Here is a 14,442-nt window from a genome sequence, read left to right on the forward strand (position 1 = left end):
CGATGAAGATCAGCTGCGCCTTCGATTCGGGTGCGATCGAGGTTCTCAGCCTCGAAGACCCGTCCAACATCCGCCTGCGCTTGCGCAGCGACAACGCGGCCGACTTCCACCAGTGGTTCCATTTCCGACTCATGGGTGCCGCTGGCAAGCCTGTGCGCATGGTGTTCGAGAACGCGGCCAGCGCCGCCTACCCGGAGGGTTGGCCGGATTACCGATGCGTGGCCTCCTATGACCGCCAGAACTGGTTCCGCATCGCCACGACCCGCTACGAAGACGGGGCGCTGATCGTCGAGCATACGCCCGAGCGCGACACCCTCTATTACGCGTATTTCGAGCCCTATTCGCACGAGCGCCATCTCGATCTGCTCGGGCGGGTGGAGCAGCCGCCCTATGCCCAGGTACGCAACCTCGGCAGCACGGTCGAAGGGCGCGACCTTGACCTGATCGAGGTCGGGCGGCCTTCTCCGCGGCGCGTGCCGCTGTGGATCATCGCCCGCCAACACCCGGGCGAGACCATGGCGGAGTGGTTCGTCGAAGGTCTGCTCGAGCGCCTGCTGGACGGCGCGGACGCAGTGGCGCGCAAGGTGCGCGAACACGCCGTGCTGTACATCGTGCCCAACATGAACCCGGACGGCGCAGTGCGCGGCAACCTGCGCACCAATGCGGCGGGCTGTAACCTCAACCGCGCCTGGCGCGAACCCGACGCGGCGACGAGCCCGGAGGTGCTGCGGGTACGGTCCGAGATGGAGCGCACCGGCTGCGAGCTATTCCTCGACATCCACGGCGACGAGTCCTTGCCCTATGTGTTCTTCTCTACCGCAGAAGAGGTGCCGGGATATGGGGCCGAAGCGCTCGAGGCCCAGGCGCGCTTCATCGAGTGCTTCGCTGCGGTGAGTCCGGACTTCCAGACGCACGAGGGCTACAAACCCGGGCGCTTCGCGGACGAGCTGCTGACGCTCGCGAGCAAATGGGTGGCGCACCGCTTCGGGTGCGTTTCGCTGACGCTGGAGATGCCCTTCAAGGACAACGCCAACCTGCCCGATGGGCACGTAGGCTGGAATGGCGCACGCAGCAAGCGCCTGGGCGCGGCGATGCTCAATCCGATCCTGCGCCACCTGGAGGCCGGGCGCGCAGGCTGAACGAGCCCGCCCGGGCGATTGGGGCAACCCACCCGGTCTTCAGCCCTTGCTTCCCAGTTCTGCGAGAATGGCGGTGGCACAGGCCACACCCGAACGCACTGCGGACTCCAGCGTGGCCGGGTACTCCGAATCCAGGTAATCCCCCGCCAGCCAAAGGCCGGGCAGCGGCGTGCGCAGTCCCGGGCGCAGGATGCCCGGCCGGCAGGCAAACGTGGCGCGCCGCTCGACGATCACTTGCGACCATTCCGGGGCGGGGAGCCGCCGGCCAAGCTGGCGTTCGAGCTGGGCATGCACGGCCAGGATGAGCTCGTCGCGGGCCAAGGCTTCATGTCGGCCGTGCGCACTGATCACACAGGACATCAGCCCCTCCGGCCCCCCCAGCTGGCCGCGGTCGAACACCCATTGCGCGGGATCGGCGGGATCGCCTCCTGCGAGACCGATCATCGGCTCGGGCAAGCGCTCGCCCTTGCCCAGGGCGAGGTAGATGGAAACGATCGGCTCATGCTCCAGCGCATCGATCTGCGCGGCCAGCCGGTCGCAGGCGCCGGTGGACGCAAGCAGCGCGCTGGCATGGTAGGGCGCCGTGGCGACGACGACGTGGCGCCAGGCCTTGCCCTGGCTGTCGCCGCCCAGGGCAAGCCCGCCCGCAACAGGCGAGATCGATTCGATCGCATGGCCGGTGCGCAGCTTGCCGCGGCGAACACCGATGTAGCGCGCTGCCGGGACCGGAAACAGTTCGGACAGGTCGGTGCGCGGCAACAGCAGTTCGCTCGCTGCCGCGCCGGCGGCCAGGCTGTCGCGCAGAACATTGGCAAATATCTGGGCAGAGGATTCCGCCACGGGGGTGTTCAATGCCGCCACGCACAGCGGCTCCCAGATCAGTGTGCGCAGTGCGGGCGTCTGGCGGGTCTCCGAGAGCAGGGCGTCGACATGCATCCCGGGGTCGTCCAGGCGGAAGTTGCGCTTCTTCAGCCAGCGCATCATGCGCAGCATCGCGAGGCGATCCCCCCAGCCGAGTCCCTTTGCACGCAGCAGCCCCACCGCCAGATGGAAAGGGGCGGGCAGGGCGGCCGCCTTCAGGTGCAGGCGGCCGGGGACGTGCAGGGTCAGCGGCAGGTGCGCAAGCTGCTTGGGTGAAACCCCGGTGAGTCGCAGCAGGCGGGTGAGCTCGGTGTACGCGCCGATCAGGATGTGCTGGCCGTTGTCCACCCGCCAGTGGTGGTCCTTGTGAACCACGCGCGCCCGCCCGCCCATGGTGTGCGAGCGCTCGAACACCGTGACGTGCACCCCGGTCCGCGCCAGTTCGACGGCGCAGGCGAGCCCGGCGTAGCCCGCGCCGATGATGGCGACCTCGGGCGCGCTCATGCGCGGAACCAGGTGGTGCCGGCCAGCCAGACCTTGCGCAGCGGGGTCAGGGAGGTGCGGCGGTCCAGCACCTTGAAGCCGTCGGCGGCGATCTCGCGCAGCAGCGTGCGGTAGATGGCGGCCATCACCAGCCCGGGGCGCTGCGCTTTGCGGTCAACCGCGGGCAGGTGGGCGAAGGCCTGATCGTAGAACTTTTCCGCACGCTCGGCCTGGAACGCCATCAGCGCCCTGAAGGGCTCGGAGTAGCGCCCCTCGAGGATGTCCCGAGCCGGGACCCCGAAGCGCTGCAGATCCTCGATCGGCAGGTAGATGCGGCCGCGGCGGGCGTCCTCGCCCACGTCGCGGATGATGTTGGTGAGCTGGAAGGCCAGCCCCAGATCGTGCGCGTACTTGAGCGTCTGCCGGTCCTGGTAGCCGAAGATCTCCGCCGCGAGCAGGCCGACGACGCTTGCGACGCGGTAGCAGTAGAGCTGCAGTCCCTTGAAATCGAGGTAACGGGTCTGGGAGAGATCCATCGCCATGCCGTCGATGATCTCGAGCAGCTGTTCCTGTGGCAGACGAAAGCCCTGCAGCACATCCTTCAGCGCATGACCGACCGGATGCGTGGGCACGCCGCCGTAGATGCGCCCGACCTCCTGTCGCCACCACTCCAGCTTGGTCTGTGCGAGCGAGAGGTCATGGCATTCGTCCACCACGTCGTCCACCTCGCGGCAGAAGGCGTACAGCGCGGTGATCGCCCGGCGCCGCTCGGCGGGGAGGAACATGAAGCTGTAGTAGAAGCTGGAGCCGCTCTTTGCGGCTTTGTCCTGGCAGTAATCGTGCGGATTCATGCAAACTTTCCGTAGTTCAGGGCGCGCCAGCCCAGGCGCAGCCAGTCGCTGCGACCCAGCGTGGGACGGTGGCGGAACACATCGTAGCCGACGGCCTCGATGCGCTCGAGAATGTGCAGGCCGCCGAGCACGACCAGGCGCAGCTCCCAGCCGACCCGGCCAGGCAGGGCGCGTGCAAGCGGGGCGCCTTCGCGCATCAAGGTGCGCGCCCGCCCGACCTCGAAGGCGAGCAGGGACTGCCACGGCCCGGTGACCGTGCTGCGGCCCCGCGCCAGCGTGTCCAGTTGTGCCTCGTCGACGCCGAAGCGGGCCATGTCCTCCTGCGGCAGGTAGATGCGCGCCTTGTGCCAGTCGATCGCGACATCCTGACAGAAATTGATGAGCTGCAGACTGGTGCAGACGGCATCCGAACGGCGCAGGTTTTCCGCGCTGTCGGCACGGTGCAGTGCCAGCATGAGCCGACCCACGGGATCGGCCGAGCGCCGGCAGTAGTCACGCAGTTCGGCGAAGTCGGCGTAGCGTGTCTTGCCGACATCCTGCATGAAGGCATCGAGCAGGTCGCGCAGGGGTTGGACGGGAAGCGCATGCGCCCGGATCGCCTGACCCAGGCGCGCGAACATGGGCGCCAGCTCGGGGTCGCTAACCGCCTGTCCGTTTGCACAGGCCTCCAGCGCCTGACGGTAATCGTGCAGGCGGGCAAGTCGGTCCTGCGGCAGCGCATCGCCTTCGTCCGCCACGTCATCCGCGCTGCGCGCGAAGGCATAGACGGCCTCCACCGGCGCACGCAGGTGCGCGGGTAGAAGCAGGGATGCGACCGGGAAATTCTCGTAGTGTTCGACCGGCATGGGGAGCGTGGCGCAGACGTCACCGCGGGCCGGTGAGTGCTGTACAGGAGCGCGGAGTATATCGCGCACCAGGCGGCGCTCGGCTGCCGGAAAGTTGTGCGGCATGCATCGCGCGGTGTGCATCGGTGCAACTTTTTGCGGTGCGGGATGACACAATCTCGTCTTCGCGTCGGCGCTTTCCTGCCGCGTTCAATCGGATGTTCTCCCATGCTGGAACTCGTCAGCCTTTCAAAGACGCTCCCCGGGCCGCCGCAGCGCGCCCTCTTCGACCGGCTTTCCCTGCGCGTCGAGGCGGGCGAGTGCGTTGCGATCGTCGGTGAGTCGGGCGTAGGCAAATCGACGCTGCTCAACTGCGTCGCCGGCTTGGAGCCGATCGACAGTGGCAGCATCCGGGTCGGCCCCTCGTCGATCGAGCGGCTGGACGACGACGCGATGGCGCGCCTGCGGCGCAGCCACTACGGCTTCGTGTTTCAGGCCTTCCACATCCTGCCCCATCTGAGCCTGTTGCAGAACGTCGCGCTCCCCTTGTGGTTGCTCGACATGCCCGCAGCGCAGGCCGAGGCGAGCGCTCGTGCGATGCTGGAGCGGGTCGGTCTGGGGGCGCGCGCCCTCGATGCGCCGCAGCAACTCTCCGGCGGTGAAATGCAGCGCGTGGCGATCGCGCGCGCCCTGGTGCATCGGCCGCACCTGGTGCTCGCCGACGAACCCACTGGCAACCTCGACCCTGGTCGCGCCGCGGACGTGCTCGATCTGCTGCTGGGCCAGATCCGGGACTCGGGTGCGGCGGGGGTGCTGGTCACGCACTCGCGCGCTGCGGCCGCGCGTGCCGACCGTGTGGTCGAGCTGCGCATGGATGGCTTGCACGACATCACGGTTCGCGCATGAACGCATCACTGCGCCACGTCTTTCTTGCCAGCCTCCTGCGACGCCGGCTCGCCACCGCCTTGTCCCTGCTCGCTATCGCGCTCGGGGTTGCGCTCGGGCTGGCGGTACAACTGATTCACGGCGCGGCGCTCGATGAGTTTGGCCGCGGCATGCGGCTGGTGGCCGGCGAAGCCGATCTGCAACTGGTGGGGCCGCGCGACGGTTTCGATGAGGCGGTGTTCGTGGCGCTGGCGCGGCATCCCGCAGTGGCCGCGGCAAGTCCCATCCTCGAGGTCGAGGCCCGCCTGCCGGGGCGCGAGGACGCCCTGCGCATCCTCGGCGTCGACGTCTTTCGTGTGCTACGCATGCAGCCGGGGCTGATTCCGCTCGCCGACGATGGGGCAGATGCAGGCGGGCGCTTTGCGGCACTCCAGCCGGGCAGGCTGTTCCTGAGTGACGACGCGCGTGCGCGCCTGCAGGAAGCGGATCGCAGCGGTGATGGTGAGTCGCAGCCGCCTGCGATGCGCGAGAACAGGGTGCTGGTGCAGTCCGGCGTGCGCAGCGTTACGCTAGAGGTCGCCGGGCGCGTCCCGGGTATGGCGGGGGTAATCGGCGTGATGGACATCGCGGCGGCACAGCAGGTGTTTGGCCGTATCGGCACGCTGAGCCGCGTGGATCTGAAGATCGCGCGCGGACTGAGCGTGCCCCAGGCCCTCGCTGCGCTGAACCCGACGCTGCCGCCGGGGCTCGCGCTGCGACCGCCGGAAGCCGCGGCGAGCGAGGTCGGCACGCTCTCGCGCGCCTACCGGGTCAATCTGACCATGCTCGCGGCCATTGCGCTGGTGACCGGCGCGTTTCTGGTGTTTTCGACACAGCTGCTCTCTGTTGCCAGGCGGCGCCGCGAGTTTGCCCTGTTGCGCGCGCTGGGGCTCGAGCGGCGCACGCTGATGCGCGGCCTGCTTGCCGAAGGGGCCGCGGTGGGCCTGGTCGGAGGGCTGCTCGGTGTGGCGCTTGGGCACGCGCTGGCCGCCGGCGCCTTTCATTTCGTGGGGGGAGACCTCGGCGCCGGGTTCTTCCGCGGCCTCGTACCCAGTCTGCACTTCGATACGCTATTGAGCCTTTCCTACCTTGTGCTCGGGGTATGCGCAGGACTGGCCGGGACCTGGCTTCCAGCGCGGGAAGCCGCTCGGGTCGCACCCGCACACGCGCTCAGGGCGGGGGAGCACGAGCGCGGCGGGCTGCCGCAAGGACACACCCGCAGCGGGTACGCCGCGGCGATGGTTGCGCTGGCGGTCCTGGCCTGCCTGCCGCCGCCGTTGCGGGGAATTCCGGTTGGCGGGTATGGGGCGGTCGTGTTCGTGCTGGCGGCCGCCGTGCTCGCGCTGCCGGTGATCGCGCGGCGCGTGCTGCCTCTGCTCGCGAGAGGGCGCACGGTGATCTGGCGGCTTGCACATGCGCGGCTTTCGGGCACGCCTGGGCAGGCGGTCGTGGCGGGTGCGGGGGTGATCGCGAGCGTGGCGCTCGCGGTATCCATGGCGATCATGGTGAGCTCGTTCCGGGTATCGGTCGATGACTGGCTGGCGCAGGTGCTGCCGGCCGATCTGTACATGCGTGCTTCGGTCTCCTCGGGCAGCGGCTACCTCGATCCGGCAGCACTGTCAATGATCGCAGCGACCGAGGGCGTGGCGCGCGTGGATACGACACGGCTGATCAACCTGCGCCTGTCGGACGATGAGCCCCTGTTCAGCGTGCTGGCCCGCCCCTCGCAGGGCAACTGGGGGCTGCCGCTGGTCAGCGGTTCCATGGCGCCCCCGGCCCAGGCGGATGGATTGCCGCCGATCTGGGTTTCAGAGGCGGCGGCGGACCGGCACCGGCTTGCACGCGGGGCGGTTTTCGAGCTGCCGCTGGGTGGGCGGATGGTGCGCTTCATCGTTGCGGGGGTATGGCGCGACTACGCCCGCCAGCACGGTGCCGGTCTGATCGAAAGCGCAGATTACGTGCGCCTGACCGGCGATCGACGGGTGAATGATGCGGCCATCCTGCTCCAGCCCGGTGCGGCGCCGCCGGCGGTGGCCGAAGCCCTGCGCACGCGCTTCGGCGCGGAGCACGTGACGATCGCGCTCCCTGGCGAGATCCGGGCACTGAGTCTGGAGATCTTCGATCGCACCTTCCTCATCACCTATCTGATGGAAGCGGTTGCGGTGATGATCGGGCTGTTTGGCATCGCCACGACCTTCGCGGCGCTCGCGGTGACCCGCCAGGGCGAGTTCGGCATGCTCAGGCACCTCGGCTTCACGCGCGGGGAAATCGGCCGCCTGATCGCACTCGAAGGCGCGCTCACCGCGGCGCTGGGGGTGCTCGCAGGCCTTGTGGCTGGGGCGGCGATTGCCTGGATCCTGATCGAGATCATCAACCGCCAGAGTTTTCACTGGAGCATGGAGCTGGCGGTTCCCTGGGGAGCGTTGGCGCTTTTCGTGGCCAGCCTGATCCTGCTCGCGGCGCTGGTGGCCAGGCTCGCCGGCCGCCATGCGATGCAGCGCTCTGCCGTGCTGGCGGTGAAGGCGGACTGGTGAGGAACATGGGGATGCGGATGCTCGGGAAAGGATGGCCTATGGCGGGTAAGGAGAATGCACCGGGCAGGCTGCCGGGGGCCTTGCTGGCCTTCTGTGTCGCGGTGGCGGTACTGCTGAACCCCGCGGTCGCTCGCGCGCAGGCCGATAGGGACGATCCGGACTATCCGGCCGTGCGACCCGGAAGCGCTCTTGTGTTTCCGCAGGATTTCGGCGCGCATCCCGCCTATCGCACCGAGTGGTGGTACATCACCGGCTGGCTGCGGGATGAGGCGGGCAAGGCGCGAGGCTTTCAGCTCACCTTCTTCCGGGTGCGCACCCGCATCGGTGAGGACAATCCGAGCCGCTTCGCGCCCCGGCAACTCGTGCTTGCCCACGCCGCGGTGGCCGATGCCGGACACGGGCGCCTGCGGCATGCCGAGCGCTCGGGACGGGTGTTCCCCGGGCTGGTCGAGGCCGAGGAGGGACGTACGTCCGTGCGTGTCGAGGACTGGTTCCTCGAAGGCAGTGCGGATTTGATGGGCGTATACCGGAGCCGGATCGAGGCCGAGGATTTCGCCTTCGAGCTGGAGTTTCACCCGGATCGACCACCGGTGGAGAACGGGCGCGGCGGGTTCAGCCAGAAGGCGCCCGATCCGCTCAACGCCAGTTACTACTACAGCCGCCCGCAGCTCGCGGTGCGCGGCACCCTGCGTGTGGATGGGCGGGAACATGCGGTGGAGGGCAGGGCGTGGCTGGATCATGAGTGGTCGAGCGAGATCCTTCCCGAGAATGCGCGCGGCTGGGACTGGGTCGGGATCAACCTGCACGATGGGGGCAGCCTGATGGGCTTCCAGATGCGCGACGCAAACGGAAACGCGATCTGGGGTGCAGGCACGGTCGGTGATGCACAGGGTGCAGCGCAGACGCTCGGGCCTGAAACCCTGCACTTCACACCCTTGCGTCACTGGCGCTCGCCACGCACCGGGATCGAGTACCCGGTCGAATGGGCGCTTGAGCTGAAGGACGGGCGCCGCTTCGTCATCCGCCCGCTGCTGGACGACCAGGAGCTGGACAGCCGCGCCTCCACGGGCGCTATCTATTGGGAGGGTGCAGTCCGCCTGTATGCGGTGGAACCCGCCGGCGAAGTGCACAAGGAAGTCGGCGAGGGCTATCTGGAGATGACCGGCTACGCCGAGCGCCTGCGCATGTGATGGCCCCCTTCACGCGATCGCGCTGGCATGCACCCGTGCGCGCGTGAGAGACGCCCAAGCGGCCGTGTGCGATGCGATAATGGCGCCCTTCCAATCTGGGCAGGAATGGCATTGTGATCCTCGTTACGGGCGGCGCCGGCTTCATCGGCGCAAATTTCGTACTCGACTGGCTGAAGGGTAGTGATGAGCCGGTACTCAACCTGGATGCCCTCACCTACGCGGGCAATCTCGAGAACCTGGCTTCCCTGCAGAACGATCCGCGCCACGTGTTCGTGCATGGCGACATTTGCGACCGGACGCTGCTGGACCGCCTGTTCGCCGAACATGCGCCGCGGGCCATCGTGCATTTTGCGGCGGAGAGCCATGTCGATCGTTCCATTCACGGGCCGGGCGCGTTCGTCCGCACCAATGTGGAAGGCACGTTCACCCTGCTCGAAGCCGCGCGCGCGTACTGGTCCGGGCTGCCCGCGAATGCGCGCGAGGGATTTCGCTTCCTGCACGTGAGCACCGATGAGGTCTATGGCTCGCTGGGACCGTATGATCCGGCCTTCACCGAGACCAAGACCTACGAGCCGAACAGCCCGTACTCGGCGAGCAAGGCCGCCAGCGACCATCTGGTGCGCGCCTGGCATCACACCTACGGATTGCCGGTGCTAACCACCAACTGCTCGAACAACTATGGCCCCTGCCAGTTTCCGGAGAAGCTGATCCCGCTGATGATCGTCAATGCGCTCACGGGCAAGCCCCTGCCGGTGTACGGCGACGGGCTCAATGTGCGTGACTGGCTCTACGTGGGGGACCACTGCAGCGCGATCCGCGAGGTACTCGCGCGCGGGCGCAGCGGGGAAACCTACAACATCGGTGGCTGGAACGAGATGGCCAACATCGAGATCGTGCGTACCGTATGCGGGCTGCTCGATGCCCTGCGGCCTGATCCGGCCGGAAGCCGTGAGCGGCTGATCACCCACGTAACAGACCGCCCCGGCCACGATCGCCGGTACGCGATCGACGCGCGCAAGATCGAGCGCGAGCTCGGCTGGCGCCCGGCGGAAACCTTCGCGAGCGGCATCCGCAAGACCGTGGAATGGTATCTCGACAATCCGGCATGGCTGGCGAACGTGCAGAGCGGCGCGTATCGCGACTGGGTCAGCCGCAATTACGCTGCGCGTGAGGCGGAGCGATGAAGATCCTGCTCCTCGGCAAGAACGGGCAGGTCGGCTGGGAACTGCAACGCGCACTCGCACCGCTGGGCGAAGTGGTGGCGCTGGATCGGCGTGGCACGGACGGACTGCATGGCGATCTCGAGGATCTGCAGGGGCTGGAAGCGACGGTGCGCAAGCTCGCGCCGGGGATCATCGTCAATGCGGCAGCCTATACGGCGGTGGACAAGGCCGAGACGGACGAAGCGCGGGCCCGGCGGATCAATGCCGATGCGGTTCGGGTGCTCGCCACCGAAGCCGGGCGGCTCGGCGCCCTGCTGGTGCATTACTCGACCGACTATGTGTTCGACGGCAGTGGCGCGCGGCCTTGGCGCGAGGATGCGCCCACAGGTCCGCTCTCGGTATATGGCCGCAGCAAGCTTGCGGGTGAAGAGGCAATTCGTGCGAGCGCATGCCGTCATCTTATCTTTCGCACCTCCTGGGTCCATGCTGCACGCGGGAATAATTTTCCCCGCACCATGCTGCGCCTGGCGGCCGAGCGCGACAGCCTGCGCGTGATCGCGGACCAGTTCGGCGCACCCACGGGGGCCGAGTTGATTGCCGACGTCAGTGCGCATGCGATCCGCGCAGTCCAGGCCGATCCCGGGCTTGGGGGCCTGTACCACTTGGCCGCCGATGGCGAGACGAGCTGGCACGGCTACGCGCAGTTCGTCATCGAACATGCGCGCCAGATCGGGGTGTTACTCAAGGCGCGTGAGATCGTTCCGATCGGTACGCGCGACTACCCCACCGCTGCAGAGCGGCCGCTCAACTCGCGCCTGGACACCGCGCTGCTACGCAGCCGCTTCGGCCTCCAACTGCCCGACTGGCGCGATGGCGTGGCCCGCATGCTGCAGGAGATCGCGGGGCGGGAATCCAGCGTGCAGTGAACGGCATACCCGCAAAGACTGAAGGAAGAGCATAGAGGACTCCATGACCATCAAGAGCGTGATTCTCTCCGGGGGCTCGGGTACCCGATTGTGGCCGGCTTCGCGCGAGAGCTATCCCAAACAGCTGCTGCCGCTCACCGGTGAGCGTTCGCTGCTCCAGGAGACCGCGACGCGGCTGAGAGGCTTTACCGCCGCCGAGGTCGACCCGCGCCCGCTCGTGATCACGAACGAGGAGTATCGCTTCATCATCGCCGAGCAGCTGCGCCAGATCGGGGTGCGTTCGCCGCAGATCGTGCTCGAGCCCGTGGGACGCAATACCGCGCCGGCGCTCACGCTGGCCGCGCTCACCGCAGCGGAGGAGGGGGATCCCATTCTGCTCGTGATGCCGGCGGACCACGTCATCGGTGATCTGGGCGCTTTCCAGCACGCGATCGCCGTGGGTGCGGCTGCGGCACGAAGCGGCGCGCTCGTGACCTTCGGCATAGTGCCCGACCACGCAGAAACGGGATACGGCTACATTCGCGCCGGTGCCGTGCTTGCGGCGGGCGAGGGCGCGCGTGCGCTGGAAGAGTTCGTCGAGAAGCCGGACCGGGAGACTGCTGAGCGCTACGTGTCCAGCGGCGAGTACTACTGGAACAGCGGGATCTTCATGATGAAGGCCTCGGTGTGGATGGCTGCCATCACCCACTTCAATCCGGACATGGCGCGCAGCTGCTCCGCAGCGATCGACGGGCGCAGCCAGGATGCCGACTTCGTGCGTCTGGATGCAGCCGCCTTCGAGCGCAGCCCGAGCGATTCGATCGACTATGCGGTGATGGAGAAGCTCGCGACGGCGTCGGATCTGGGGCAGGGCGTGGTCGTTCCGCTCTCGGCCGGCTGGTCCGACGTGGGGGCCTGGGATGCATTGTGGGCCGTGTCGGAGAAAGACGCCGATGGCAACGCCGCACGCGGCGAAGTGATTTTCGAAGGCAGCCACAATACCCTCGTGCACGCCGACAGCCGACTCGTCGCGGCGATCGGATGCGAGGACATGATCGTGGTGGAAACACCCGACGCGGTCATGGTCGCACACAAGACCCGCACCCAGGACGTGAAGAAGGTGGTCGCCCGCCTCAAGGCCGAAGGCCGCAGCCTCACCCAGAGCCACCGCAAGGTGTATCGCCCCTGGGGTTGGTACGACTCGATCGACGCCGGTGAGCGCTTCCAGGTGAAGCGGATCGTGGTCAATCCGGGCGCCAAGCTCAGTCTGCAGATGCACCACCATCGCGCGGAGCACTGGATCGTGGTGCGTGGCACGGCCGAGGTCACCAGCGGCGACAAGACCTTCCTGCTTGCCGAGAACGAATCGACCTACATTCCGCTTGGACATACGCATCGGCTCTCGAACCCGGGCAAAGTGCCGCTCGAGATCATCGAGGTCCAGTCGGGCAGCTACCTTGGCGAAGACGACATCGTGCGGTTCGAAGACACGTACGGACGAGCGCCGGCGTGACGCCGATCCTGGGTGGCGGCCAACTCGATGCACCTGCTGGTCTTTCGGACTGCAGGGCTCGGGGCATGCATGCCTGTGTATAATGCGTGCCGCTTCTCGGCACCGCGGGGATGGCGGAATTGGTAGACGCACTGGATTTAGGTTCCAGCGCCGCAAGGCGTGAGAGTTCGAGTCTCTTTCCCCGCACCATCAAGCGCAGCAAGGGTTCGATGGAACAAGGCCGGGATGTGCCGTAAGGTTGGACACATCCCGGCTCTGTTTCGTGTTCCCGTTGGTAAAAAGCGAAGAATCTGCGTTATGTTAACTTGGAAGTTGCAGCCGTAACGCCGCGGTCTTATAGTCGAGTCGTCTCCCACCCGCATGAGGATGGCCATGTCCAATGTGCCGCCTAGCGATCCGAGGGCTGAGTTCGACTTTCAGCCCCTTATCGACGCCCTGCTTGCCGGCGATCACAAGTTGGCCCTCACAGCGACGCAGGTTTTGATCGATCGGGGGTGTTCGCGCGAACGCATCGTCACCGAAGGCCTCGAGCATGCGATGAGTCGGCTCGATGACAAGTGCACGGTCGATAGCTTCAACCTGCTTGAGATCATGCTGGTCGGGCGCGCAGTGTCTGCAGTTGTCCATGTGCTGTATCCGGACGGCTATGCCCCGACCGAGGGGCGCGCCACCTTCGTGATTGCGACACTCGAAGGCGATGTGCACGACCTCGGCAAGAACATCGTGCGGATGGTGCTCGTTGGCAAGGGCTTTCGCGTGGTTGATCTCGGGCGTGACTGTCCGGTGGAGAATCTTGTGAGCGCAGCGCAGCGTGAAGACGCGGTTGCCGTCCTCGTGAGTGGCCTGATCAGTCCTGTGGTCAGCCAGGTGCGGAAGGTTCGGCCAGCGCTCTCCGCTGCGGGACTTGGCGAGCTTCCTGTCGTCGCCGGAGGGGCCGCGCTGAAGCAGTTGCAGCCCCGAGCCCTCGATGTCGATTACGTGGCTGAGAATGCCTTTGACGGGGCGCGCTATCTCGAACGGCTCGTGGAAGCCGATGAACGGTCATGAACAGCCTTGAGCGCATCCTGGCCGCAACCCGCTTGGAGGCCGTCGACCGCCCGCCTCTCGTACCACAGCTGTTCGGGCACGCTGCGGTGAATGCCGGCCTCAGCCTGCGCGCGTACCTCCATGACGGAGCAGCACTTGCATGTGCGCAGTTGGCGGAGCGGGAGCGCTACGGCACCGACGCAGTCTTCGGCTTCATGGATTTCGGGGTTGAGGCTGAGGCGCTCGGCGCAGGGCTGCGTTTCTATGAGGACCGCTACCCCGATGTCGTGGATCCGGTGCTCGCCCCGGAGGGGGACGCGAATTGCCTGACCCTGCCCGATCCGCAGATCTCCGGCCGGATGCCCGTGTGCCTGGATGGGCTGCGAAGGATGCGTGTTGCGCTCGGGGATAGTGCACTTGTCGCGGGCGCGGTGGCAGGGCCGATGACGCTGAGCGCCCAGTTGTATGGCATCGAAAGCGCCCTCTATGTCGCGATCGACGATCCCCAGCGCTTTTCTGCGACGCTCGATTTTTCGACCCGACTGGCTATCCTTTTTGCTCGTGCGCAACTCAATGCCGGCGCACATGCCGTCGTCGTGTTTGATCCGGCGGCCTCCCCTGCCGTTGTTCCGGCCGCATTCTTCCGTGCGCATCTCCTGCCGAGGCTGATGCAGCTGATGTCCACATTGCGCCAGGAGGGTGCGGCTTTCACCTGGCTCAACATCGCCGGGCCGACCGCAGGCATCCTCGACTGCTATCCGCGTATCGGCGCCGATGTCGCCACCTTCGACTATTACGTTGATGCTGACGAGGCGTGTCGGCTCCTGCCTCGCACCTGTCTTGCAGGCAACCTCAAATCGCTCGATTTCCTCGATGCCGAACCGGAGACGGTCGAGCAGCAGGCGCGTGCCCTGGTTGCGACCTTCCATGCTCGCGGGGGCTTCCTGCTCTCGAGCGGCTGCGAAATTCCGCCCGAGGCGGCCTCGGCCAACATTTCCGCGATCGGTGCGGCGCTTCGCGAGGACTGAG

12 protein-coding genes and 1 tRNA gene are annotated in these 14,442 nt (G+C 67.1%); 10 read left to right on the forward strand and 3 right to left on the reverse strand.

Features of this window, described 5'->3' with window-relative positions; translation table 11 throughout:
• Positions 1-2: 2 nt before the first annotated feature.
• On the forward strand, positions 3-1,139 hold the full coding sequence (locus ACNKW1_RS01040) for a M14 family metallopeptidase (protein ID WP_418362758.1): 1,137 nt from the start codon (positions 3-5) through the stop codon (positions 1,137-1,139).
• A 39-nt stretch (positions 1,140-1,178) separates the two neighbouring features.
• Here the strand turns inward: ACNKW1_RS01040 and hpnE are convergent, their stop codons facing one another.
• The 3 genes from hpnE to hpnC are packed head-to-tail and all read right to left on the reverse strand — an operon-like array spanning position 1,179 to position 4,179.
• Positions 1,179-2,504 (reverse strand): hydroxysqualene dehydroxylase HpnE, encoded by a 1,326-nt coding sequence (hpnE, locus tag ACNKW1_RS01045; RefSeq protein WP_418362759.1) that lies wholly within the window; start codon positions 2,502-2,504, stop codon positions 1,179-1,181.
• Positions 2,501-3,334, reverse strand: coding sequence for a presqualene diphosphate synthase HpnD (hpnD, locus tag ACNKW1_RS01050; protein WP_418362760.1), 834 nt, complete (start codon positions 3,332-3,334; stop codon positions 2,501-2,503). Before hpnD ends, hpnE begins: the two co-directional genes overlap by 4 nt.
• Positions 3,331-4,179 (reverse strand): squalene synthase HpnC, encoded by an 849-nt coding sequence (gene hpnC / locus ACNKW1_RS01055; RefSeq protein WP_418362761.1) that lies wholly within the window; start codon positions 4,177-4,179, stop codon positions 3,331-3,333. The genes hpnD and hpnC overlap by 4 nt, the downstream gene beginning before the upstream one ends.
• 207 nt (positions 4,180-4,386) lie before the next feature.
• On the opposite strand from hpnC, the gene ACNKW1_RS01060 reads away from it, so the two are divergent.
• From ACNKW1_RS01060 to ACNKW1_RS01100, 9 genes are all read left to right on the forward strand, one after another.
• Positions 4,387-5,064, forward strand: a complete 678-nt coding sequence (locus ACNKW1_RS01060) for an ABC transporter ATP-binding protein (protein WP_418362762.1) — start codon at positions 4,387-4,389, stop codon at positions 5,062-5,064.
• Complete coding sequence (locus tag ACNKW1_RS01065) at positions 5,061-7,616, forward strand: FtsX-like permease family protein (protein WP_418362763.1); 2,556 nt, start codon at positions 5,061-5,063, stop codon at positions 7,614-7,616. Before ACNKW1_RS01060 ends, ACNKW1_RS01065 begins: the two co-directional genes overlap by 4 nt.
• A gap of 38 nt (positions 7,617-7,654) precedes the next feature.
• Positions 7,655-8,806 (forward strand): lipocalin-like domain-containing protein, encoded by a 1,152-nt coding sequence (locus ACNKW1_RS01070; protein WP_418362764.1) that lies wholly within the window; start codon positions 7,655-7,657, stop codon positions 8,804-8,806.
• Positions 8,807-8,919: 113 nt separating this feature from the next.
• Complete coding sequence (gene rfbB, locus ACNKW1_RS01075) at positions 8,920-9,990, forward strand: dTDP-glucose 4,6-dehydratase (RefSeq protein WP_418362765.1); 1,071 nt, start codon at positions 8,920-8,922, stop codon at positions 9,988-9,990.
• Complete coding sequence (gene rfbD, locus ACNKW1_RS01080) at positions 9,987-10,895, forward strand: dTDP-4-dehydrorhamnose reductase (RefSeq protein ID WP_418362766.1); 909 nt, start codon at positions 9,987-9,989, stop codon at positions 10,893-10,895. The genes rfbB and rfbD overlap by 4 nt, the downstream gene beginning before the upstream one ends.
• Positions 10,896-10,938: 43 nt before the next feature.
• On the forward strand, positions 10,939-12,387 hold the full coding sequence (locus ACNKW1_RS01085) for a mannose-1-phosphate guanylyltransferase/mannose-6-phosphate isomerase (RefSeq protein ID WP_418362767.1): 1,449 nt from the start codon (positions 10,939-10,941) through the stop codon (positions 12,385-12,387).
• 104 nt (positions 12,388-12,491) lie between these two features.
• Positions 12,492-12,576, forward strand: a tRNA-Leu gene (locus ACNKW1_RS01090).
• A gap of 183 nt (positions 12,577-12,759) precedes the next feature.
• Positions 12,760-13,434 carry a cobalamin B12-binding domain-containing protein gene (locus ACNKW1_RS01095; RefSeq protein ID WP_418362768.1) on the forward strand — a complete coding sequence of 225 codons (675 nt, stop codon included), beginning with the start codon at positions 12,760-12,762 and terminating at the stop codon, positions 13,432-13,434.
• A complete protein-coding gene (locus ACNKW1_RS01100) occupies positions 13,431-14,441 on the forward strand; it encodes a uroporphyrinogen decarboxylase family protein (RefSeq protein WP_418362769.1) in 1,011 nt (336 codons plus the stop codon). The genes ACNKW1_RS01095 and ACNKW1_RS01100 overlap by 4 nt, the downstream gene beginning before the upstream one ends.
• Position 14,442 lies beyond the last annotated feature (1 nt).

The sequence above is a fragment of the Thauera sp. WH-2 genome, assembly GCF_048321015.1.
GTDB lineage: Bacteria > Pseudomonadota > Gammaproteobacteria > Burkholderiales > Rhodocyclaceae > Thauera.

Excerpts from the sequence above, each read along its gene's own strand:
- ACNKW1_RS01070 (WP_418362764.1), top strand. The coding sequence starts at position 7,655 with ATGGCGGGTAAGGAGAATGCACCGGGCAGGCTGCCGGGGGCCTTGCTG.
- ACNKW1_RS01060 (WP_418362762.1), top strand. The coding sequence starts at position 4,387 with ATGCTGGAACTCGTCAGCCTTTCAAAGACGCTCCCCGGGCCGCCGCAG.
- hpnC (WP_418362761.1), bottom strand. The coding sequence starts at position 4,179 with ATGCCGGTCGAACACTACGAGAATTTCCCGGTCGCATCCCTGCTTCTA.
- ACNKW1_RS01085 (WP_418362767.1), top strand. The coding sequence starts at position 10,939 with ATGACCATCAAGAGCGTGATTCTCTCCGGGGGCTCGGGTACCCGATTG.
- ACNKW1_RS01100 (WP_418362769.1), top strand. The coding sequence starts at position 13,431 with ATGAACAGCCTTGAGCGCATCCTGGCCGCAACCCGCTTGGAGGCCGTC.
- hpnD (WP_418362760.1), bottom strand. The coding sequence starts at position 3,334 with ATGAATCCGCACGATTACTGCCAGGACAAAGCCGCAAAGAGCGGCTCC.
- rfbD (WP_418362766.1), top strand. The coding sequence starts at position 9,987 with ATGAAGATCCTGCTCCTCGGCAAGAACGGGCAGGTCGGCTGGGAACTG.
- ACNKW1_RS01040 (WP_418362758.1), top strand. The coding sequence starts at position 3 with ATGAAGATCAGCTGCGCCTTCGATTCGGGTGCGATCGAGGTTCTCAGC.
- ACNKW1_RS01065 (WP_418362763.1), top strand. The coding sequence starts at position 5,061 with ATGAACGCATCACTGCGCCACGTCTTTCTTGCCAGCCTCCTGCGACGC.
- hpnE (WP_418362759.1), bottom strand. The coding sequence starts at position 2,504 with ATGAGCGCGCCCGAGGTCGCCATCATCGGCGCGGGCTACGCCGGGCTC.
- ACNKW1_RS01095 (WP_418362768.1), top strand. The coding sequence starts at position 12,760 with ATGTCCAATGTGCCGCCTAGCGATCCGAGGGCTGAGTTCGACTTTCAG.